This window comes from Pseudomonas sp. TJI-51 (assembly GCF_000190455.2).
GTDB lineage: Bacteria > Pseudomonadota > Gammaproteobacteria > Pseudomonadales > Pseudomonadaceae > Aquipseudomonas > Aquipseudomonas juntendi.
In genome coordinates this window covers 20,543-39,784 of record NZ_AEWE02000105.1, presented here as the reverse complement: position 1 = coordinate 39,784, position 19,242 = coordinate 20,543, and the positions used below count along the sequence as shown (strand labels likewise).

Annotated in this window: 15 protein-coding genes and 1 pseudogene; 12 read left to right on the top strand and 4 right to left on the bottom strand. The window is 60.2% G+C overall.

From position 1 onward, the window contains the following. Window positions 1–1,367: glutamine synthetase family protein (locus tag G1E_RS21000; protein ID WP_047150077.1), on the bottom strand; the 1,367-nt coding region annotated here is incomplete at its 3' end. A gap of 574 nt (window positions 1,368–1,941) precedes the next feature. Between G1E_RS21000 and G1E_RS20990 the strand changes: the two genes are divergently transcribed. The 7 genes from G1E_RS20990 (at window position 1,942) to G1E_RS20960 (ending at window position 10,252) form a co-directional block, all read left to right on the top strand. Then, a complete protein-coding gene (locus tag G1E_RS20990) occupies window positions 1,942–3,300 on the top strand; it encodes a glutamine synthetase family protein (protein ID WP_009681719.1) in 1,359 nt (452 codons plus the stop codon). A gap of 48 nt (window positions 3,301–3,348) precedes the next feature. Further along, window positions 3,349–4,710 carry an aspartate aminotransferase family protein gene (locus G1E_RS20985; RefSeq protein ID WP_009681718.1) on the top strand — a complete coding sequence of 454 codons (1,362 nt, stop codon included), beginning with the start codon at window positions 3,349–3,351 and terminating at the stop codon, window positions 4,708–4,710. Between the two features lie 169 nt (window positions 4,711–4,879). Next, window positions 4,880–5,977 (top strand): polyamine ABC transporter substrate-binding protein, encoded by a 1,098-nt coding sequence (locus G1E_RS20980; RefSeq protein WP_009681717.1) that lies wholly within the window; start codon window positions 4,880–4,882, stop codon window positions 5,975–5,977. A 159-nt stretch (window positions 5,978–6,136) separates the two neighbouring features. Further along, window positions 6,137–7,231 (top strand): polyamine ABC transporter substrate-binding protein, encoded by a 1,095-nt coding sequence (locus G1E_RS20975; protein ID WP_009681716.1) that lies wholly within the window; start codon window positions 6,137–6,139, stop codon window positions 7,229–7,231. 71 nt (window positions 7,232–7,302) lie between these two features. Then, window positions 7,303–8,445, top strand: a complete 1,143-nt coding sequence (gene potA, locus G1E_RS20970) for a polyamine ABC transporter ATP-binding protein (protein ID WP_009681715.1) — start codon at window positions 7,303–7,305, stop codon at window positions 8,443–8,445. Further along, complete coding sequence (locus tag G1E_RS20965) at window positions 8,442–9,362, top strand: ABC transporter permease subunit (RefSeq protein WP_009681714.1); 921 nt, start codon at window positions 8,442–8,444, stop codon at window positions 9,360–9,362. Before potA ends, G1E_RS20965 begins: the two co-directional genes overlap by 4 nt. Then, window positions 9,359–10,252: an ABC transporter permease subunit gene (locus tag G1E_RS20960; RefSeq protein WP_047150076.1), complete on the top strand. Its 894-nt coding sequence runs from the start codon at window positions 9,359–9,361 to the stop codon at window positions 10,250–10,252. The genes G1E_RS20965 and G1E_RS20960 overlap by 4 nt, the downstream gene beginning before the upstream one ends. Window positions 10,253–10,457: 205 nt before the next feature. Here the strand turns inward: G1E_RS20960 and G1E_RS27880 are convergent, their stop codons facing one another. Together G1E_RS27880 and G1E_RS27875 are read right to left on the bottom strand one after the other, a co-directional pair. Continuing rightward, window positions 10,458–11,309, bottom strand: a complete 852-nt coding sequence (locus G1E_RS27880) for an RHS repeat-associated core domain-containing protein (RefSeq protein WP_083280691.1) — start codon at window positions 11,307–11,309, stop codon at window positions 10,458–10,460. Window positions 11,310–11,436: 127 nt separating this feature from the next. Beyond that, window positions 11,437–11,832 (bottom strand): annotated as a pseudogene (locus tag G1E_RS27875) (transposase). Window positions 11,833–12,430: 598 nt separating this feature from the next. Here G1E_RS27875 and G1E_RS20950 point away from each other — a divergent pair. Next, on the top strand, window positions 12,431–12,709 hold the full coding sequence (locus G1E_RS20950; protein WP_009683714.1) for a DUF3077 domain-containing protein: 279 nt from the start codon (window positions 12,431–12,433) through the stop codon (window positions 12,707–12,709). A gap of 111 nt (window positions 12,710–12,820) precedes the next feature. Here the strand turns inward: G1E_RS20950 and G1E_RS20945 are convergent, their stop codons facing one another. After that, window positions 12,821–13,276: a transposase gene (locus G1E_RS20945; RefSeq protein WP_047150075.1), complete on the bottom strand. Its 456-nt coding sequence runs from the start codon at window positions 13,274–13,276 to the stop codon at window positions 12,821–12,823. Window positions 13,277–13,590: 314 nt separating this feature from the next. On the opposite strand from G1E_RS20945, the gene G1E_RS20935 reads away from it, so the two are divergent. The 4 genes from G1E_RS20935 (at window position 13,591) to oscA (ending at window position 19,220) form a co-directional block, all read left to right on the top strand. Beyond that, window positions 13,591–14,679 (top strand): efflux RND transporter periplasmic adaptor subunit, encoded by a 1,089-nt coding sequence (locus G1E_RS20935; RefSeq protein ID WP_029887456.1) that lies wholly within the window; start codon window positions 13,591–13,593, stop codon window positions 14,677–14,679. Continuing rightward, window positions 14,676–15,743, top strand: a complete 1,068-nt coding sequence (locus G1E_RS20930) for an efflux RND transporter periplasmic adaptor subunit (protein WP_029887457.1) — start codon at window positions 14,676–14,678, stop codon at window positions 15,741–15,743. The genes G1E_RS20935 and G1E_RS20930 overlap by 4 nt, the downstream gene beginning before the upstream one ends. Continuing rightward, complete coding sequence (locus G1E_RS20925) at window positions 15,740–18,793, top strand: efflux RND transporter permease subunit (protein WP_047150073.1); 3,054 nt, start codon at window positions 15,740–15,742, stop codon at window positions 18,791–18,793. The genes G1E_RS20930 and G1E_RS20925 overlap by 4 nt, the downstream gene beginning before the upstream one ends. 244 nt (window positions 18,794–19,037) lie before the next feature. Beyond that, on the top strand, window positions 19,038–19,220 hold the full coding sequence (oscA, locus tag G1E_RS20920) for a sulfur starvation response protein OscA (RefSeq protein ID WP_009683706.1): 183 nt from the start codon (window positions 19,038–19,040) through the stop codon (window positions 19,218–19,220). The last annotated feature ends 22 nt before the right edge of the window (window positions 19,221–19,242 follow it).

The following is a 19,242-nucleotide window of genomic DNA, read 5'->3' as shown; positions in this document are numbered from 1 at the left end:
TGCAGGTACCAGTTGTACTCGAGGTCGGAGATCGAGTGTTCGAACTCCTCCAGCTCGCTTTCCTTGCACGCGACGAAGATGTCGATGTACTTCGGATCGATGTACTTGTTCAGAATCTCGCTGTCGTCCAGCTCACGCAAGGCATCGCGCAGGTTGTTCGGCAAGCTCTGCTCAAGTTGCTCGTACGAGTTGCCTTCGATCGGCGCGCCTGGCTCGATCTGGTTGGTCAGGCCATGGTGCACGCCCGCCAGCACGGCAGCCATCATCAGGTACGGGTTGGCGTCGGCACCGGCTACGCGGTGCTCGATGCGCACAGCATCGGCCGAGCCGGTCGGTACGCGCAACGCCACGGTACGGTTGTCCAGGCCCCAGCTTGGCGCGTTCGGTACGTAGAACTGCGCACCGAAGCGGCGGTAGGAGTTGACGTTCGGGCAGAGGAACGCCATGGACGCTGGCAGGGTCTCGAGCACACCGCCGACAGCGTGACGTAGCGCGGCGTTCTGCTCGGGATCCTCGCTGGTGAAGATGTTGTTGCCATCTTTGTCCAGCACGGAAATGTGTACATGTAGGCCGTTGCCTGCCTGGCCCGGGTAGGGCTTGGCCATGAAGGTGGTGTCCATTTCATGGTCGTACGCAATGTTCTTGATCAAGCGCTTGAGCAGTACCGCGTAGTCGCAGGCCTTGAGCGGGTCTGGCACGTGGTGCAGGTTGACTTCGAACTGCGCAGGGGCGCTTTCCTTGACGATGGCGTCGGCCGGGATGCCTTGTTCCTTTGCGCCTTCGAGGATGTCCTGCAGGCAGTCGGCATATTCGTCGAGGTCGTCGATCAGGTACACCTGGGTCGACTGCGGGCGTTTGCCCGAGATTGGCGAGCGCGGTGGCTGTGGGCGGCCGTTCACGTTCTCCTGGTCGATCAGGTAGAACTCCAGCTCGAACGCGGCGCAGATGGTCAGGCCCATGTCAGTGAACTTGCTCACCACCTGGCGCAGCACTTCGCGCGGGTCGGCGAAGAACGGCTCGCCTTCCAGCTCGTGCATGGTCATCAGCAGCTGGGCAGTGGGGCGCTTTTGCCACGGTTCGTTACAGAGTGTGTCTGGGATCGGATAGCAGATGCGGTCGGCATCGCCGATATCCAGGCCCAGGCCAGTGCTTTCGACGGTGGAACCGTTGATGTCGAGGGCGAAGAGGGAGGCCGGCAAGTTGATGCCTTTCTCGTAAACCTTGTGGAGGCTGGTGCGCTCTATGCGCTTGCCGCGCACCACACCATTCATATCTGCAATCAGAAGGTCAACGTAGAGAACCTCAGGATGTTCCTTAAGGAACGCGTTCGCTTCGTTAAGCTGAACGGCACGCGGGGGTACCGACATGATGCAACACCTTTGTTGTTAAAAATATCAATCAAGGGGGGCTTGCAAGACCAGTCAACCGAAAAGCCATACTGATGTCAAGCCAACCCCATGATGCCCTGAAATGGCCCATCTACGGCAGATTTGCTGCAAATCGGGGCATGGCATTATCCGCTATTTCCCCGGTAAAGAGCTATCTCAAGCGTGCCGTGTTTTATTTTTTACGCGGGTGTTGTGTAAAAAAATGAACAAGGCTAAGCTCGGTCTCAACCCAGAACACAATAATACGAGGGTCACATGGTCCGCTTGCCGCGACCTGAAAGCACTGCGTGCGCAGTGCCATCGGGTACCTCCGCCGTTCATGCAAGCTGCGTCGCTGTTGCTGCCGCCCTGGCCGCAATAATTGACGTTTGGCGTTCCCGGACCTGCCCTCGCAGCGGCTTGCCGCCCTTCGTTTCATCTTCCTGCCTTTTGAACTCATTTCGGACACAGCTGATTTCAGTGTATCCACTGTGGCTCTGCGCGGGGGTTTTTGCTTTAGCAATCTTCTCCATCCAGAATCAAGTCGCGGACCACCTTACCTCCTGAGGTATTTATGAGTAACAACCTCGACCAGCTCACCGATTGGTTGAAAGAGCACAAGATCACCGAAGTCGAATGCATGATCAGTGACCTGACCGGCATCACGCGCGGCAAGATTTCGCCTACCAACAAATTCATTGCCGAAAAGGGCATGCGCCTGCCCGAGAGCGTGCTGCTGCAGACCGTGACCGGCGACTACGTCGACGACGACATCTATTACGAATTGCTCGACCCGGCCGACATCGACATGATCTGCCGCCCTGACGAAAACGCCGTGTTCCTCGTGCCGTGGGCCATCGAGCCCACCGCGCAGGTGATCCACGACACCTACGACAAGAAGGGCAACCCGGTCGAACTGTCGCCGCGCAACGTGCTGAAAAAAGTGCTCAAGCTCTACGCCGACAAAGGCTGGCAGCCGATCGTCGCGCCGGAAATGGAGTTTTACCTCACCAAGCGCAGTGAAGACCCGGACTTCCCGCTGCAGCCGCCGGTAGGCCGTTCCGGTCGCCCGGAAACCGGCCGACAGTCGTTCTCGATCGAAGCGGCGAACGAATTCGACCCGTTGTTCGAAGACGTGTACGACTGGTGCGAGCTGCAGCAACTGGACCTCGACACGCTGATCCACGAAGACGGCACGGCGCAGATGGAAATCAACTTCCGTCATGGCGACGCCCTGCACCTGGCTGACCAGATCCTGGTGTTCAAGCGCACCATGCGCGAAGCAGCGCTCAAGCACAACGTGGCGGCCACCTTCATGGCCAAGCCGATGACCGGCGAGCCGGGCAGTGCCATGCACCTGCACCAGAGCGTGGTCGACGTGGCCACGGGCAAGAACATCTTCAGCAATGCAGATGGCAGCATGAGCGAACTGTTCCTGCACCACATTGGCGGCTTGCAGAAGTTCATCCCCGAGGCGCTGCCGCTGTTCGCCCCCAACGTCAATTCCTTCCGCCGCTTCCTGCCCGACACATCGGCGCCGGTCAACGTGGAGTGGGGCGAAGAAAACCGCACCGTCGGTTTGCGTGTACCGGATGCCGGCCCGCAGAGCCGCCGGGTCGAGAACCGCCTGCCGGGCGCTGACGCCAACCCCTACCTGGCCATCGCCGCCAGCCTGCTGTGTGGCTACATCGGCATGGTCGAAGGTATCGAAGCCAGTGCGCCGGTGCAGGGCCGTGGTTACGAACGGCGCAACCTGCGCCTGCCGCTGACCATCGAAGATGCCCTGGAGCGCATGGAGAACAGCCGTGCGCTGGTGCAGTACCTGGGCAAGAAATTCATTACCGGCTATGTCGCCACCAAGCGCGCCGAGCACGAGAACTTCAAACGTGTAATCAGCTCCTGGGAGCGTGAGTTCCTGCTGTTTGCTGTCTGATCAACCCTGGCGCCGCAGGTGCGCGGCGGCCGAACTACGGAGAAGCCCATGAGCGTCAACAACCCGCAAACCCGTGAATGGCAAGCCCTGAGCGGGGAGCATCACCTGGCACCTTTCAGTGACTACAAGCAGCTGAAAGAGAAGGGGCCACGCATCATCACCAAGGCCCAGGGTGTGCATTTGTGGGACAGCGAGGGGCACAAGATTCTCGATGGCATGGCCGGCCTGTGGTGCGTGGCCGTTGGCTATGGCCGCGAAGAGCTGGTGCAGGCGGCAGAGAAGCAGATGCGTGAACTGCCGTACTACAACCTGTTCTTCCAGACCGCCCACCCGCCGGCGCTGGAGCTGGCCAAGGCGATCACCGAGGTGGCGCCGCAAGGCATGACCCATGTGTTCTTCACCGGCTCCGGCTCCGAAGGCAACGACACGGTGCTGCGTATGGTCCGCCATTACTGGGCGCTGCAGGGCAAGCCGCAGAAGCAGACCATCATCAGCCGCATCAACGGTTACCACGGTTCGACCGTCGCCGGCGCGAGCCTGGGTGGCATGAGCGGCATGCACGAGCAGGGTGGCCTGCCGATTCCGGGCATCGTGCACATCCCGCAGCCGTACTGGTTCGGCGAAGGCGGCGACATGACGGCGGACGAATTCGGGGCGTGGGCTGCCGAACAGCTGGAGCAGAAAATTCTGGAGGTCGGCGAGGACAACGTTGCTGCGTTCATCGCCGAGCCCATCCAGGGGGCCGGCGGCGTGATCATCCCGCCTGAGACCTACTGGCCGAAGGTGAAGGAGATTCTGGCCCGTTACGACATCCTGTTCGTCGCCGACGAAGTGATCTGCGGTTTTGGCCGGACCGGCGAGTGGTTCGGTTCCGACTACTACGGGCTGCAGCCCGACCTGATGACCATCGCCAAGGGCCTGACCTCCGGGTACATCCCCATGGGCGGGGTGATCGTGCGGGACACCGTGGCCAAGGTCATCAGCGAAGGGGGTGAGTTCAACCACGGTTTCACCTATTCGGGCCACCCGGTGGCCGCCGCCGTAGGCCTGGAAAACCTGCGCATCCTGCGCGACGAGCACATCGTCGAGAAGGCGCGCACGGAAGCGGCACCGTATTTGCAAAAGCGTTTGCGTGAGCTGCAGGACCACCCGCTGGTGGGCGAGGTACGCGGCCTGGGCCTGCTCGGCGCGATCGAGCTGGTCAAGGACAGGGCCACCCGCAGCCGTTACGAAGGCAAGGGTGTGGGCATGATCTGCCGCAACTTCTGTTTCGAAAACGGCCTGATCATGCGCGCTGTGGGTGACACCATGATCATCGCGCCGCCGCTGGTGATCAGCCATGCAGAGATTGATGAGCTGGTAGAAAAGGCGCGCAAATGCCTGGACCTGACACTCGAAGCGATTCGGTGAGCGTTTGCTAGGCTAGCGAAGTGACATTAAGTCGTTACCAGGCCCTGCTTTCCTTGATACAGGGCCCGGTAACTTGCCAGACTAGCGACTGTTTCAGTCGCCGCACGCTCTGCACCGTGGGTTCTGGCAGCTGAACGGAAGGCTAAACAAAAATTCTGGAGCATTACGCATGAAGAAAATGGGCAAGACGTTGCTGGCCGCCGCCCTGATGGGCGCCATGGCCTCCGCTGTTCAGGCTGAAGACAAGGTGTTGAACGTCTACAACTGGTCGGACTACATCGCTCCGGACACCATCGCCAAGTTCGAGAAACAGACAGGCATCAAGGTCAAGTACGACGTCTTCGACAGCAACGAAACCCTCGAGGCCAAGCTGCTGGCCGGCAAGTCGGGCTACGACATCGTGGTGCCGTCCAACAACTTCCTGGCCAAGCAGATCAAGGCTGGTGTGTACGAAGAGCTGGACCGCTCCAAGCTGCCGAACTGGAAAAACCTCGACCCCGACCTGCTCAAGGCCGTGGGCGATGCCAGTGACAAGGGCAACAAGCACGCCTTCCCGTACATGTGGGGCTCGATCGGCATCGGCTACAACCCGGAGAAGGTCAAGGCCGCGCTGGGTGTGGACAAAATCGACTCGTGGGACGTGGTGTTCAAGCCAGAGAACATCGCCAAGCTCAAAAGCTGCGGCGTGAGCTTCCTCGACGCGCCGACCGAAATGCTGCCGGCCGCTCTGCACTACCTGGGCCTGCCGACCGACAGCACCAAGAAGGATGACCTGAAGGCTGCCGAGGACCTGTTCCTCAAGATCCGCCCTTCGATCACCTACTTCCACTCGTCCAAGTACATTGGCGACATGGCCAACGGCAACATCTGCGTGGCCGTTGGCTACTCGGGTGACCTGGAGCAGTCCAAGGCCCGTGCCCATGAAGCCGGCGACAAGGTCAAAGTGGACTACGTGATTCCGAAAGAAGGCGCCGGTACCTTCTACGACATGGTCGCCATCCCCAAGGATGCCGAGCATAAAGACGCTGCCTACCAGTTCATGAACTTCCTGATGCAGCCGGAAATCATGGCTGAAATCACCAACGCCGTGCGCTTCCCGAACGGTAACCAGGCCGCGACCCCGTTGGTCGACAAAGACATCACCAGCGACCCGAGCATCTACCCGCCTGCCGACGTGAAGAAAAAGCTGTACGCGATCGCCGCGCCTGATGCTTCGGTACAGCGTGTGATCACCCGCAGCTGGACCAAGATCAAATCGGGCAAATAAGCCCGGTGGCAGTACCTCCGGGCCGGTAAATGCCGGCCCAGAGGCTTTGGAAGGCAATTGTTCATTGCGGCATCGAAGCTGCGAAGGTAAGTTGCGCGCCGGTTTTGCGTGTGCGGCAGCATTGTCGCTACCCAGGCACTGATTGTGAGGACCACCCACTTGTCTATTTCTGTATTCCGCAAGGCCTTGCTGGCCGGCGCGGGCCTGACGCTGGCATGCAGCGTCCAAGCGGCGCCAACGGTGCACTTCTATAACTGGTCCGACTACATCGGCCCGACCACACTCGCGGACTTCGAGAAAGCCACGGGCATCAAGCCCGTGCAGGATGTGTTCGACTCCAACGAAACTCTGGAAGGCAAGCTGCTGGCCGGTAATACCGGCTACGACGTGGTCGTGCCGTCCAACCATTTCCTCGGCAAGCAGATCAAGGCGGGCGCGTTCCAGAAGCTCGACAAGAGCCTGCTGCCCAACTATTCGAACCTGGACCCGGCGCTGATGAAGCGCCTGGAAAAGAACGACCCGGGCAACCAGTACGCGGTGCCCTACCTGTGGGGCACCAACGGCATCGGCTACAACGTCGACAAAGTGAAAGCCGCGCTAGGCGTGGACACCATCGACTCGTGGGCCGTGCTGTTCGAGCCCGAGAACATGAAGAAGCTGTCCAAGTGCGGGGTAGCCTTCCTCGACTCGGCGGACGAAATGCTCCCGGCGGTGCTCAACTACATGGGCCTGAACCCCAACAGTACCAACCCCAAGGATTACGCCAAGGCCGAACAGAAGCTGCTGGCCGTGCGCCCTTACGTGACCTACTTCCATTCGTCCAAGTACATCACCGACCTGGCCAATGGCGACATCTGCGTCGCGGCGGGTTTCTCGGGTGATGTGTTCCAGGCCAAGGCCCGCGCTGAAGAAGCGAAGAAGGGCGTGAACCTGGCTTACGCCATTCCCAAGGAAGGCGGCAACCTCTGGTTCGATGTACTGGCGATTCCCAAGGACGCCAAGAACGTCAAAGAGGCGCATGCCTTCATCAACTATTTGCTGAAACCTGAGGTTATCGCCCAGGTCAGTGATTACGTCGGTTACGCCAACCCGAACCCCAAGGCTGGCGACCTGATGGACCAGGCCGTGAGGACTGACGCCGCGGTTTACCCACCGCAGGAAGTGCTGGACAAGATGTTCGTCAATTCAGAGTTGCCGCCCAAGGTGCAACGGCTGATGACCCGCAGCTGGACCAAGGTCAAGTCGGGCAAGTAACAATCCAGACCCGCGCCGGCGCCTGCCAGGCAGGCCGCGCGGGCACAAAAATCTTGTTGGGAGTTTCACTCATGGCAGTTGCCTCCGGTGCCTATAAAAAAGCCCTCGAGGGTGGCCAGCAACCCAAGCAGGTGCTGGTCAAGATCGACCGGGTCACGAAAAAATTCGACGAAACCGTAGCTGTGGACGATGTGTCCCTGGAAATCCGCAAGGGCGAGATCTTCGCCCTGCTCGGTGGCTCCGGTTCCGGCAAGTCCACCTTGCTGCGCATGCTGGCAGGCTTCGAACGCCCGACCGAAGGGCGGATCTACCTCGATGGCGTCGACATCACCGACATGCCGCCGTACGAGCGGCCGATCAACATGATGTTCCAGTCGTACGCCTTGTTCCCGCACATGAGCGTGGCGCAGAACATCGCCTTCGGCCTGCAGCAGGACAAAATGCCCAAGGCCGAGATCGACGCCCGCGTGGCCGAGATGCTCAAGCTGGTGCACATGACCCAGTACGCCAAGCGCAAGCCGCACCAGCTGTCTGGCGGCCAGCGCCAGCGCGTGGCCCTGGCCCGCTCGCTGGCCAAGCGCCCGAAGCTGCTGCTGCTTGACGAGCCAATGGGCGCGCTGGACAAGAAACTGCGCTCGCAGATGCAGCTGGAACTGGTCGAGATCATCGAGCGCGTGGGGGTGACCTGCGTGATGGTGACCCACGACCAGGAAGAGGCCATGACCATGGCCCAGCGCATCGCCATCATGCACCTGGGCTGGATTGCCCAGATCGGTTCGCCGGTCGATATCTACGAAACGCCTACCAGCCGCCTGGTGTGCGAGTTCATCGGCAACGTCAACCTGTTCGAAGGCGATGTGGTCGATGACGCCGAGGGCTACGCGATCATTGCCAGCCCGGAACTGGAGCGCAAGATCTACGTTGGCCACGGCATCACCACCTCGGTGGAAGACAAGCACATCACCTATGCCCTGCGCCCGGAGAAACTGCTGGTGACCACCAAGCAGCCGGAGTTCGAGCACAACTGGTCGCGTGGCAAGGTGCACGATATCGCCTACCTGGGTGGCCACTCGGTGTTCTACGTCGAGCTGCCCAGCGGCAAGGTGGTCCAGTCGTTCGTCGCCAACGCCGAGCGCCAAGGCGCGCGGCCGACCTGGGGCGATGAAGTGTATGTGTGGTGGGAAGACGACAGCGGCGTGGTACTGCGGTCATGAAACTGCGCAAGCTCAAGCGAGCCTTCCAGCGCATAACCCCGGAGGGGCGGCACCTGGTGATCGGCGTGCCGTTCATCTGGCTGTTCCTGTTCTTCATGCTGCCGTTCTTCATCGTGCTGAAGATCAGCTTCGCCGAAGCCGACGTGGCGATCCCGCCCTACACCGAGATCTACACATACGTCGAAGACAAGATCCAGCTGGTCCTGAACCTGGCCAACTACGGCTTGCTCACCGAGGATGAGCTGTATATTTCCGCCTACCTGGGTTCGCTGAAAATGGCGTTCTTCAGCACCCTGCTGTGCCTGCTGATCGGCTACCCGATGGCCTACGCCATTGCCAACGCCAAGAAGGAAACGCAGACGGTCCTGCTGTTGCTGATCATGATGCCGACCTGGACGGCGATCCTGATCCGCGTCTACGCCTGGATGGGCATTCTCAGCAACAACGGGCTGCTCAATGGCTTCCTGATGTGGACGGGGCTGATCGACCAGCCGTTGCAGATCCTCAACACCAACCTGGCGGTGTACATCGGCGTGGTCTATTCGTACCTGCCGTTCATGATCCTGCCGCTGTTCGCCAACCTGGTAAAGCACGACCCGTCGCTGCTGGAGGCCGCTTCGGACCTGGGTTCGAGTACCTTCAACAGCTTCTGGAAGATCACCGTGCCGCTGTCGAAGAACGGCATCATCGCCGGCTGCATGCTGGTGTTCATCCCGGTGGTGGGCGAGTTCGTCATCCCCGAGCTGCTCGGCGGTCCGGAAACCCTGATGATCGGCAAGGTGCTGTGGCAAGAGTTCTTCAACAACCGTGACTGGCCGGTGGCCTCTGCCCTGGCGGTAGTGATGCTGGCGATCCTGATCGTGCCCATCCTGCTGTTCAACCGTAGCCAGGCCAAAGAGATGGAGGGCCGCGCATGAAACGCTTCAGTTTCTCCAAGCTGATGCTGGTGCTGGGCTTGCTGTTCATCTACCTGCCGATGCTGATCCTGGTGATCTACTCGTTCAACGCCTCCAAGCTGGTGACGGTGTGGGGCGGCTGGTCGGTGAAGTGGTATGTCGGCCTGCTCGACAACACCCAACTGATGGGTTCGGTGATGCGCTCGCTGGAAATTGCCTGCTACACGGCGGTGGCAGCGGTGGCGCTGGGTACCCTGGCCGCGTTCGTGCTGACCCGCGTCACCCGCTTCAAGGGCCGCACGCTGTTCGGCGGCCTGGTCACCGCACCGTTGGTAATGCCCGAGGTGATCACCGGCCTGTCGCTGTTGCTGCTGTTCGTGGCCATGGCGCAAATGATCGGCTGGCCGCAGGAGCGTGGCATCGTCACCATCTGGATCGCCCATACCACGTTCTGCGCCGCGTATGTGGCGGTGGTGGTGTCGGCGCGCCTGCGTGAGCTGGACTTGTCGATCGAGGAAGCGGCGATGGACCTGGGTGCCAAGCCTTGGAAGGTGTTCTTCCTGATCACCATCCCGATGATCGCGCCATCGCTGGCGGCGGGCGGCATGATGTCGTTCGCGCTGTCGCTGGACGACCTGGTATTGGCCAGCTTCGTTTCCGGGCCTGGCTCGACCACCTTGCCGATGGAAGTGTTCTCGGCGGTGCGCCTGGGTGTGAAGCCCGAGATCAACGCCGTGGCCAGCCTGATTCTGCTGTCGGTGTCGCTGGTGACCTTCTTTGTCTGGTACTTCAGCCGCCGTGCCGAAGAGAACCGCCGCCGGGCGATTCAGCAGGCGATCGAAGAGGGTGCAGCAGCGAACGCTTCACAGCCGCAGGTCAAGCGCCCGACGCAAGTGGCTGCGTCGGGTTGAGGTAGCCGGATTGTGCTCTCCGGCAAGGACTCCAAGACTCTTGTCGGAGAGTGATTCATTCAAGGTCTTATCATATTCATTCTGGGGCTTGGGGATGTTTGCGGAATGAGATACGCATTTATCTATGCTTTGCGGAAGTTTGAAATTCCAAAAAGCTCGAGTGCGGAGGGTCTCGACCATTTAGCTTTTTTTTCGAGTCCAGCATCTAGCATCCTGTAGTCCCAAGCATCCATGCTAAGTATGCGTTGTTGAGATTCTGCCACGTCTGACGATGCGAAGAAGTTATCGAGGCCCCGGGAGTGCATTTCGACCACATATGATATTTTTTTTCGCTTTCAAGGTATAGGCGAGAGTACTCATCACCCCCAAATTTCTTGAACATTATTTCTGAAAATTCTGAGCTGCCCACGCGTGGAAGGGATGTGGCTGATTTGAGTTGTGCTAGCTTTTCATCTGACATGGCTTTCAACTCCCACAGGAAGTTTCGATCTCTTTGTGGGATATCAATCATCCCAGATGTTTTCAATCCTTGAGTGGTGGTGTGTACGGTTTTAGACCCCTTCGGTTGAGTACCAACCTTGGCTATCGTCCTTCGGACACCGGCTTGACCGCTAGGGTCTGTGAAATTTACAGGGTCCCCTGAGCAGTACACATAAGCATTTATACCGCCTTTCCCAAATGGGCTAAGTCCGTCTGGAGAAAGGAAACGCATTAATGCGTTACTAAAGGGTCTTTTGCCGTTGCCGAGTAAGTATAAGCTGCTGACCGGGTCTTTTCGCTCTCCATTAAATTTCGTTAGAGCTGATGTTTCGCCTAGGGTCGGCGAATGACCATAGGGCGAGTAGCTGTCGAAGGAATGTTGGGATTTATTTTGCAAAATTAAGACTGAATTGTTATTGTCAGTCGCTAGCATTACGGCTTTTTTTGAAGCACTCGTCCTGGCTTGGCTTTCGTTGGCGTATGTTAGCATTGCTTTCCAAGCAGTGTTGGTCAGTAGAGCATGCATATTTAGTTTAAGGTGGGTCAGTTTTTCAGGTTGATGGTCGTGATTGTTCATAGGTGCCGCCGTAGTGGATCGAACGAGGGCTTTTGAGCATGCAACAGAAATAGCTATTCTGAAACTGACAATTTTGATAGCTGGATAACCCGGCTGTCCTTTCGCCGACCAATGTCCTAGCCCACATTCAAAGCTGGACTGCATCCCCGTGTGGATAGTCCGCGGCACTTCTGACCAAGCCTGCCCGCAACGGGTTGGCAGCGATGTATCTGACAACATGCACCATGCTTTCCTCCCTTCTTAATGCCCTGTCCTGATACCCAGGTTGCCAAACCGGATCATGCTTAACCCCTGCCCGATGCGACACCAGACTGGACCAGGACTTGAACCTGCGCATCAAGTGCCCAGCGTGGTGCCTTTCAGCTCGATCAGCCACGGCAGATGGTCGGTCGGGCATGAGTACCCAGGCCAGTGGCCTGCAGGCATGTTCTTGGTCCGATTGGCGCAACTGCTGAATGACTTGCCGGGCATGGTGGAAATCATGGAACAGTGGTCTGCGCTGGTGGGTGACGGTGGTCAGCAGATAGAGCCGGCCAAGCTCTGAATAGCGACCACGGCGAAGCCGGTGAGACTGGGCCCGAGGCTTGCTTCTTCCTTGAAAGCAGGTGAGCTCTCAAAGGTAGTGGCTGAGCTGCAGGTGCTGTGAAGATGATGGTTTCTGGATATGGCAGAGATCCGTGGGTGGCTGTACCGGCCCTTCGCGGCGGTTCGACGCCTCGATCAACCCGCACCCACAGGTACTGTGCAAATCTTGGGGCCTGCCACTGCCACTGTGGGAGCGGGTTCACCCGCGAAGAGGCCCTCAAGGCGTACGACTTTTCATCAAGTCAAACTCAAAGCTTCAGTCGAATCAGCTTGGGAATTATCCTACGATCCGCGTGGAAGCTGCTCTGTTGTAGGGGAAATGCCCCAGGGCTAACGTCGTAGGGTCGCCATTCATGGTGATCGGGTGTGAGAACCCGAACGATGTTGAACGGACTTCCAGTCATGGCAGCCTACGTGGGCAGGCTTCGGCCTGGCCGGGTTCAATGTCCTCGGTTTCTCACCCCGCGTACGGCTGCCACCCCTTGTCCGTGAGAAAGACGAGTTGGTGGTCCAATTAACGACATTGGATTCCAACCATGACCAAGCACGACCTTGATTCTACCCATCCGAGCTACAGCAGCACTGTCGGTAAAGAAACCTGCATGGAGCTTTTCCGCGTACAGGCCAACATCCCCTTCAATCATGCTTTCTCCGAACTCTCCGTCATGCTCGGCTGTATCAATCACCTGACAACCGAAGCCGAGATGGAAAATGATCGGCTGGCAGGTAGTGCAGCAAGAATTCTCAGAGGCTTTGCCAAAGCCCTCATTGATGACATTGAGCTTGGCCTCAATAAGGCCTCAGTTCAGGTCTGACCTGTACCGGCCCTTTCGCGGGCACGCCCGCTCCTACAGGTACAGCGCAAGCCTCAGGGCCTGCGCTGTACCTGTAGGAGCGGGCGAGCCCGCGAAGGCCCCAGCACCGATTCAAAGCCATACCGCATCCCAGTGTGGATAATCCCTGACACTCCGGACCAAGCCTGCCCTCAAGGGATTGGCAACGATGTACCGGGCCACATGCACCACATTTCCTTCCCGCCGCAGTTCATGGTCGTGATACCCCGGTTGCCATATCGGCTTTTGCCTGACACCTGCCTTGCGCAAGGCAATGGCTGTGCGTGATTTGAATTTGCGCATCAGTGTCGCCAATGCCACTTCCTTCAGTTCGATCAACCAATGCAGATGGTCCGGCATCACTACCCAGGCCAATGAACGGCAGTCCTGAATATCATTTGAGATCCGCAGATGTTTGACCACCAGCCGGGCATGGTGAAAGTCGTGGAAAAGTGGCTTTCGCTGTTGCGTGATGGTGGTCAGCATGTAAAGCCTGCCTGGCTCGGAAAAGCGCCCACGGCGCAGCAGATGGGATTCGGCTAACGGCATTGTGATCTTCCTTGAAGTTGAACCTCCCTTTGAAAGTAGTGGCTGAAGCGGGGTGGCCGGGTGGTTGGTGGTTTCCGGATATAACTGAAGCATGTGCTTGGCTGTGCCGGCCCTTTCGCGGGCACGCCCGCTCTTACAGGTACAGCGCGAGTCTCAGGGCCTGCGCTGTACCTGTGGGAGCGGGCGTGCCCGCGAAGAGGCCGGCGCAAGCGCCGAAACTGCCGAACTGACCCCCGTCAGTGATGTTTATCGAACCCTGAACTACGCTGACAGTCGCATCCCACAAACCATTTGTGCGCAAGCAAGGAGCCTGCATGACGTTGATACGTCCGCTGTCGGTCGTTTGCCTGGGGCTGCTGTGCATGCTCGCCGGGTGTAGCAAGGAAGAGGTGCCTGAAACATTGCCGCGGGTGGGCGTGCAGCAGGTTCAACCCACCGATTTCGCCGCCAGGGTCACCCTGACCGGCGATGTACAGGCGCGGGTGCAGACGGACCTGTCGTTCCGTGTGGGGGGCAAGATCATTTCGCGCAGCGTCGATGTGGGTGACCACGTCAAGGCCAACCAGGTGCTCGCACGCCTGGACCCGAAAGACCTGCAGAACAACGTGAATTCGGCCAAGGCCGAGGTGTTTGCCGCGCAGGCGCGGGTCACCCAGACCCGCGCGGCCTTCGTGCGCCAGCAAAAACTGCTGCCCAAGGGCTACACCAGCAAAAGCGAATACGATGCCGCCGAAGCGGCGCTGCGCAGCAACCAGAGCGCGCTCAAGGCGGCCCAGGCGCAACTGGCCAGTGCCAATGAACAACTCGGCTACACCGCGCTGGTCTCCGAGGCCGCCGGGGTGATCACCGCGCGGCAGGCCGAAGTAGGCCAGGTGGTGCAGGCGACCATGCCGATCTTCAGCCTGGCCGTCGATGGCGACCGCGATGCCGTGTTCAATGTGTACGAATCCTTGCTGGTGGCACCGCCCGGCAACGCCGAGATACTCGTCCGCCTGCTGGACGACCCCAAGGTCCAGGCGCGCGGCGTGATCCGCGAAATCACGCCCACCGTGTCGGCGCAAAGCGGCACGGTACAGGTCAAGGTGGCCCTGAAGGATGTACCCGCCGAAATGCAGCTGGGCGCGCCGGTGACGGCCAGCACCAGTACCGTGGGGCGGCCGAGCATCGAGCTGCCGTGGTCGGCCTTGACCAAGGCCCTGCACGCACCTGCCGTGTGGGTAGTGGGTGAGGGTGACAAGGTCGAACTGCGCAAGGTCGAAGTCGGCCGCTACCTGACTGGCAAGGTGGTCATCGCCAGCGGCTTGCAGGCGGGCGAAACCGTGGTGGTCAACGGCAGCCAGCTGTTGCACCCCGGCATGCAGGTGGAGAAGGTGGATGCCAAACGCCCAGGGGGTGAGCTATGACAAGGCTGCTGCTGATACTGTCAGCCGGCATGCTGCTGGCTGCCTGCGAGGGTGACGAGCAAGCCCCAGAGCCGATCCGGCCGGTGCTGTCGGTGAAGGTCGAGCCGCAGGTGCAGACGCAACTGGGCCGCTTCGCTGGCAATATCGAGGCACGCTTCGAGAGCACCTTGGGCTTCCGCGTAGCCGGGCGCATTGCCCGGCGTTGGCTGGACGTGGGAGCCCAGGTCAAACCGGGCGATACCTTGGCCACCCTCGACCCCACCGACCAGCAGAACCAACTGCGTGCCGCCGAAGGCGACCTGGCCAGGGTGCAGGCGCAATGGATCAATGCCCAGGCCGATGCCCGTCGCCAGCAACAGCTGTACGACCGTGGGGTGGGTGCCCAGGCGCAGCTGGATGTCGCCCAGACCAACCTGAAAACCACCAGCGCGACGCTGGAGCAGGCGCGCGCCTCTGTCAGCCAGGCCCGTGACCAGCTCGGCTACAGCACCCTGCGTAGCGACCATGCAGCGGTCATCACGGCCTGGCAGGCCGAGGCCGGGCAGACGGTCACCGCCGGGCAGGCCGTGGTGACCCTGGCCCGGCCTGATGTGAAGGAGGCGGTGATCGACTTGCCGATCAGCCTGGCAGAGCAACTGGGCAAAGGGCTGACATTCACCGTCGCTTCGCAACTCGACCCGACCATCAACACCACCGCTACCCTGCGCGAGCTGGAGCCGCAGGCCGACCCCACGACCCGTACCCGCCGTGCGCGCCTGACCTTGGCAAACACCCCGGCAGCCTTCCACCTGGGCACCGCGGTCAGTGTGACGCTGACCTCGCAAGTGTCGCCGCGCAGCGAGCTGCCCTTGAGTGCCTTGCTCGAACGCGACGGCAAGACCCAGGTGTGGGTCATCGACACCCGGCAGAAAACGGTCGGCACCCGTGACGTGACCCTGATCGACCGTACTTCCGACAGCATCGTCGTGGCCTCTGGCGTGCAGCCTGGTGAACGTGTGGTGACTGCGGGCGTGAACAGCCTCAAGCCTGGCCAGAAGGTCGCTTTCGACGAGGATGCGCAATGAAAGGAAGCTTCAACCTGTCCGACTGGGCACTCAAGCATCAATCGTTCGTCTGGTACCTGATGTTCGTCGCCCTGTTGATGGGGATTTTTTCCTACTTCAACCTGGGCCGTGAAGAAGACCCGTCGTTCACCATCAAGACCATGGTCATCCAGACCCGCTGGCCCGGTGCGACCCAGGACGAGACCCTGTACCAGGTCACCGACCGTATCGAGAAGAAGCTCGAAGAACTCGACTCGCTCGACTACACCAAGAGCTATACCCGGCCGGGTGAATCCACGGTCTACGTGTACCTGCGTGATACCACCAAGGCCGAGGATATCCCGCAAATCTGGTACCAGGTGCGCAAGAAGATCCAGGACATCCGTGGCCAGTTCCCTGCTGGCATCCAGGGGCCTGGGTTCAACGACGAGTTCGGCGATGTGTTCGGTTCGATCTATGCCTTCACCGCCGACGGCCTTACCCTGCGCCAGCTGCGTGACTATGTGGAGCAGGCCCGTGCAGAAGTGCGCGATGTACCCAATATCGGCAAGATCGAGTTCATCGGCACCCAGGATGAAGTGCTGTACCTGAACTTCTCCACCCGCAAGCTGGCCGCCCTGGGCATTGACCAGCGCCAGGTGATGCAGGCCCTGCAAGCGCAGAACGCGGTCACCCCGGCGGGGGTGATAGAGGCCGGACCAGAGCGCATCTCGGTGCGAACCTCCGGGCAGTTTGCCTCGGAAAAGGACCTGCAAACCGTCAACCTGAAGATCAATGACCGCTTCTTCCGCCTGGCCGATATTGCCGCTATCGAGCGCGGTTATGTCGACCCGCCTTCACCGATGTTCCGCTACAACGGCCAGACCGCCATTGGTCTGGCCATTGGCATGAAGGCCGGCGGCAACGTGCAGGCGTTCGGCGCCGCACTGAAAAAACGCATGGACCAGGTGACCCAGGACCTGCCGATAGGCGTTGGCGTGCACACCGTGTCGGACCAGGCCGTGGTCGTCAAGAAGGCGGTTGGCGGCTTCACCAGCGCGCTGTTCGAAGCGGTGGTGATCGTGCTGGCGGTAAGCTTTGTCAGCCTAGGCATGCGCGCGGGGCTGGTGGTGGCCTGCTCGATACCCTTGGTGCTGGCGATGGTGTTCGTGTTCATGGAATACAGCGGTATCACCATGCAGCGGATTTCGCTGGGCGCGCTGATCATTGCCCTGGGCTTGCTGGTGGACGATGCGATGATCACCGTGGAGGTCATGGTCACCCGGCTGGAAATGGGCGACAGCAAGGAGCAGGCGGCCACGTTCGCCTACACCTCCACGGCCTTCCCGATGCTTACCGGTACCCTGGTCACGGTGGCCGGCTTCGTGCCGATCGGCCTTAACGCCAGTTCTGCAGGCGAGTACACCTTCACCCTGTTCGCGGTAATCGCCGTGGCCTTGCTGGTGTCCTGGGTGGTGGCGGTGTTCTTCGCCCCGGTGCTGGGGGTGCACATCCTGAGCAGCAGCAAGGTCAAGGCTCACGAAGCCAAGCCTGGGCGCGTGGCCAGGGCGTTCGAGGGTGGGCTGCTGTGGTGCATGCGCCATCGCTGGCTGACCATCATCGGTACCATCCTGCTATTTGCCCTGGCGCTGTTCAGCATGCGCTTCGTGCAGAACCAGTTCTTTCCCGCGTCGGACCGCCCGGAGATCCTGGTCGACCTGAACCTGCCGCAGAACGCTTCTATCGAGGAGACGCGCAAGGTAGTCGACCGCTTCGAGGCGCGCCTCAAGGACGACCCGGACCTGGTGCACTGGAGCACCTACATCGGCCAGGGCGCCGTGCGGTTCTACCTGCCGCTCGACCAGCAGTTGCAAAACCCGTATTACGCCCAGCTGGTGATTGTCAGCAAGGGCCTGGAAGAGCGCCAGGGCATGATCGAGCGCTTGCAGAAAATCCTGCATGAAGAGTTCGTCGGCATCGGCACCAACGTGCAATCGCTGGAAATGGGCCCACCGGTGGGGCGGCCGATCCAGTACCGCGTCAGCGGCACCAGTATCGACGAGGTGCGCAAGCACGCCATCGACCTGGCGACCTTGCTCAACCAGAACCGCAACATAGGCGAGATGATCTACGACTGGAACGAGCCTGGCAAAGTACTGCGCGTGGACATTGCCCAGGACAAGGCGCGGCAGCTGGGGCTGTCGTCGGAAGATGTGGCCAACGTGATGAACAGCATCGTCAGCGGTGTGCAGATCACCCAGGTCAACGACAGCATCTACCTGATCGACGTGGTCGCGCGTGCCGAGGACAGCGAGCGTGGTTCGCCCGATACCCTGCAGAACCTGCAGATCCTGACCTCCAACGGCACCTCGATTCCGCTGCTGTCGTTTGCCACCGTGCGCTACGAGCTGGAGCAGCCGCTGGTATGGCGGCGTGACCGCAAGCCAACCATCACCATCAAGGCCTCGGTCAACGGCGACATTCAACCGACCGACCTGGTGGCGCAACTGAAGCCGAAAATCGACGAGTTCGCCAGCAAACTGCCGGTAGGCTACGAAGTGGCCACGGGCGGTACCGTGGAGGAGAGTGGCAAGGCCCAAGGGCCGATCGCCAAGGTCATCCCGCTGATGCTGTTCCTCATGGCCACGTTCCTGATGATCCAGCTGCACAGCGTGCAGAAGCTGTTCCTGGTAATCAGCGTGGCGCCACTGGGGCTGATCGGCGTGGTGCTGGCGCTGGTGCCTACCGGTACGCCGATGGGCTTCGTGGCGATTCTCGGCATCCTGGCGCTCGCCGGTATCATCATCCGCAACTCGGTGATTCTGGTTACCCAGATCGATGAGTTCGAGGCGCAGGGCTATGCCCCTTGGGACGCGGTGGTGGAGGCCACCAACCACCGTCGCCGGCCGATCCTGCTGACGGCAGCCGCAGCGAGCCTGGGCATGATCCCGATTGCACGTGAAGTGTTCTGGGGGCCGATGGCCTACGCCATGATTGGCGGCATCATCAGTGCAACGCTGCTGACGCTGCTGTTCCTGCCGGCCTTGTACGTGGCCTGGTACAAAATCCGCGAGCCACAGAAGCAAAACTGAAGGCTCAAGGCTCTATCGCCGGCAAGCCAGCTCCCACAGGGGCCTCACAAAACTGAGAGGCAGTGACACGCCTGTGGGAGCCGGCTTGCCGGCGATAGGGCCCTCGAACCAGAAAAATAAAACGGTTATATAAAAATTCTTAAATAGTATTTTTAAGAATAAAACCCCCTCGCTACTATTGCCCTCAAGCCAGGCAATACCCCTTCAAATCCCCGCCCGGCATCTCACGCCAAGGAGAACGAGCATGAGTGCACCGCTGCGTAATATCGATGGTCAGGACGAAGCCAGCCTTTTGCGGGAGATCCAGAACGCCCTGCGCGACCTGCGCTTTGGCGCGGTGGAGATCACGGTGCATAACGCCCAGGTCGTGCAGATCGAGCGCAAGGAGAAGTTCCGCCTGCAACAGCCGGGCAACAAGGCCGGCTGAGCCCACCCCCTTTCAAAACTAG

Coding starts and splice junctions, on each gene's coding strand:
- G1E_RS20990 (WP_009681719.1), top strand. CDS start 1,942: ATGAGTAACAACCTCGACCAGCTCACCGATTGGTTGAAAGAGCACAAG.
- potA (WP_009681715.1), top strand. CDS start 7,303: ATGGCAGTTGCCTCCGGTGCCTATAAAAAAGCCCTCGAGGGTGGCCAG.
- G1E_RS20930 (WP_029887457.1), top strand. CDS start 14,676: ATGACAAGGCTGCTGCTGATACTGTCAGCCGGCATGCTGCTGGCTGCC.
- oscA (WP_009683706.1), top strand. CDS start 19,038: ATGAGTGCACCGCTGCGTAATATCGATGGTCAGGACGAAGCCAGCCTT.
- G1E_RS20985 (WP_009681718.1), top strand. CDS start 3,349: ATGAGCGTCAACAACCCGCAAACCCGTGAATGGCAAGCCCTGAGCGGG.
- G1E_RS20980 (WP_009681717.1), top strand. CDS start 4,880: ATGAAGAAAATGGGCAAGACGTTGCTGGCCGCCGCCCTGATGGGCGCC.
- G1E_RS20950 (WP_009683714.1), top strand. CDS start 12,431: ATGACCAAGCACGACCTTGATTCTACCCATCCGAGCTACAGCAGCACT.
- G1E_RS20925 (WP_047150073.1), top strand. CDS start 15,740: ATGAAAGGAAGCTTCAACCTGTCCGACTGGGCACTCAAGCATCAATCG.
- G1E_RS20945 (WP_047150075.1), bottom strand. CDS start 13,276: ATGCCGTTAGCCGAATCCCATCTGCTGCGCCGTGGGCGCTTTTCCGAG.
- G1E_RS20965 (WP_009681714.1), top strand. CDS start 8,442: ATGAAACTGCGCAAGCTCAAGCGAGCCTTCCAGCGCATAACCCCGGAG.
- G1E_RS27880 (WP_083280691.1), bottom strand. CDS start 11,309: ATGAACAATCACGACCATCAACCTGAAAAACTGACCCACCTTAAACTA.
- G1E_RS20960 (WP_047150076.1), top strand. CDS start 9,359: ATGAAACGCTTCAGTTTCTCCAAGCTGATGCTGGTGCTGGGCTTGCTG.
- G1E_RS20935 (WP_029887456.1), top strand. CDS start 13,591: ATGACGTTGATACGTCCGCTGTCGGTCGTTTGCCTGGGGCTGCTGTGC.